At 32.2% G+C, this 2,078-nt stretch carries 2 protein-coding genes; both read right to left on the reverse strand.

Annotated elements, in window-relative coordinates:
• Nucleotides 1–143: 143 nt before the first annotated feature.
• Nucleotides 144–1,055, reverse strand: coding sequence for a sigma factor regulator N-terminal domain-containing protein (locus AAHB12_RS31000; RefSeq protein ID WP_342048918.1), 912 nt, complete (start codon nt 1,053–1,055; stop codon nt 144–146).
• Nucleotides 1,055–1,546 carry an RNA polymerase sigma factor gene (locus tag AAHB12_RS31005; RefSeq protein ID WP_342048919.1) on the reverse strand — a complete coding sequence of 164 codons (492 nt, stop codon included), beginning with the start codon at nt 1,544–1,546 and terminating at the stop codon, nt 1,055–1,057. The genes AAHB12_RS31000 and AAHB12_RS31005 overlap by 1 nt, the downstream gene beginning before the upstream one ends.
• Between the last annotated feature and the right edge of the window lie 532 nt (nt 1,547–2,078).

Genomic DNA, 2,078 nt, shown 5'->3' on the forward strand with positions numbered 1-2,078 from the left:
TATTTATATGAGAAATAGCGAAGTGGTCGACGTTACAATCGATGCCGATCATGCCGTCTGCTTTGCTGTAATTGACATACGGATTTCGTTCCACCTCTGCCATGCACTTGAAGATATAGTAATCCGACCTGGTCTCTTACTTATTATTTCTTTGGTTTAATATATGGGACGATTTGTGCAGTAGCCCCTATAGAGGCACCACGAATAAAATCTTGATTTTCTAGGACTTTAAAGTTTTGAGTTTGACCAGTCAGCATTACCCCTAAAATTTTCACTTCATCAAACTGTTTATTTTTATTTAAATTTAAAAATTTCTGGATTGTTTCGTTATCACCATTTGCATCATATTTTTTAAGAGCCTCAATAAAGCTATTGTATGCCTTTTTTGGTGAATCGGATGGGTCAAATCCATAAACCGACACACCAGCAGGTCCTTTGCTTTCATCTACAATTGATGATGTCATATACAGCCATACGATGTTTAAATTATCGGGAATTTTTGCTTGAATCTCTTGTAATGTATAAGGTTGATCGAAGGAAATCGCAACTTCCGCAACTTGATTTTCCATTTGTGAAATTACCCCTAGATCATTTTGTACACCATCAAAGTATTTTTGAATAGATGGATGATAAAATGTAGCAACTTTATTCTTTGTTTGTTTATCATATTCATAGAATTCCGTACCGTACCAATAGGACCCCGGTATTAACTCGTTGTAATCAATATGAGTGCTGAGCCAATCATACGAACTTGTGAGTGTGCTCCATTGTACTAAATAGCCATTAATATTTTTAGAACGATTTGTCACAATGTTGCCTCCAAACATAGAGGTATTACTCGTAACCTGCGAATCGATTTGGATATTAGGCTCGGCAATTTGATTATGTAAAAAGAGTTGTTCATGAAGCTTTGTAGAACTTTTTGCCGCAAAGTAATTTCCGGTTTTATAAAGGATTGGTAATAGAATAAGTACAACGATAATTGAAGTAATGACGATTTTTAGTAATTGTTTTCGCTTAGCCTTGTTTAAGGCATCTTTTAACGAAGTATCCATTAATGCTTTCCTCCTATTTTTGAGTGAATCAATTTACGTGCACGAAATAATTTTTGCTTTACACTACTGACTTTAATGTCCAAAATATCCGCAATTTCTTCATATGAAAAATCATAGTAATACTTCAAAAAGAAAACCTCTTTATATTCTTTCTTGACGTCCTTTAATAAGCTAAAAATCTCATCCTTATTTAAAATGACCTCAAATTCGTAGTCTGTATATTGTAGCTTTGAATAAATTTCCTCGGTTAAGTAGATGTTCTGCTGCTCCTTTTTTCTTTTCAAGTCAATATATTCATTGAGTACCACTCTAAAAAACCACGGACGTATATTGCTCTCTGTCAAATCATCTAACAGTGTGTACACTTTGTAAAAGGCATTTTGAATTATATCCTCCGCATCTTCCTTTTTGGCTCCTTTCCCTAGTAATAGCTTGAGCACTTCCTCTCCTAAATTGATAAGATAGGAGGCTAGTATATTTTCTTGTTTCATCCTTTATCCTCCCTACACTTATACAACGAATAAGTACTAATAAATGTATACACTCAAATGAATTAAATAAAAAGTTTTTGATTTATTAACGGGAGCTATGTAATATGAAACGAACGTTCTTTGCAATAAAACACTGATTGTAGAAGATTAGAATCATTTTTGGCTGTCTCTTGTATTCTGAAACAAATTTTTAAAATAAATACGGTATGTGAAATTTTAAAAGAATGTCACAATAAAAACTGGTAACACCAAAAGTTCTTATTGTAATTTTGAACTAACGTTTGATTAAAAGTCTCCTGTAAACATGCATTTCAAGAAAAATAAGAAGAATCTGTTTTGAAAAATGATCAAAATAGATTCTTTTCTTTTTGAATGAACATTCCGTTTTATAAAAAAATTTGATTAAAACTCACTTAGAATTCTTTAAAAGCATCAAAACGTCGAAACTTTTTTGTACACATTGCGACTTTAGTCAAAACATCGTAACCCTATTCATTCAACTCAACTAAAAGATTTATCATCATAATTTATA

The organism is Bacillus sp. OTU530 (assembly GCF_038440375.1).

What these genes read in the sequence shown, in the direction of transcription:
- AAHB12_RS31000 (WP_342048918.1), bottom strand. Translation starts at nt 1,055, where the DNA reads ATGGATACTTCGTTAAAAGATGCCTTAAACAAGGCTAAGCGAAAACAA.
- AAHB12_RS31005 (WP_342048919.1), bottom strand. Translation starts at nt 1,546, where the DNA reads ATGAAACAAGAAAATATACTAGCCTCCTATCTTATCAATTTAGGAGAG.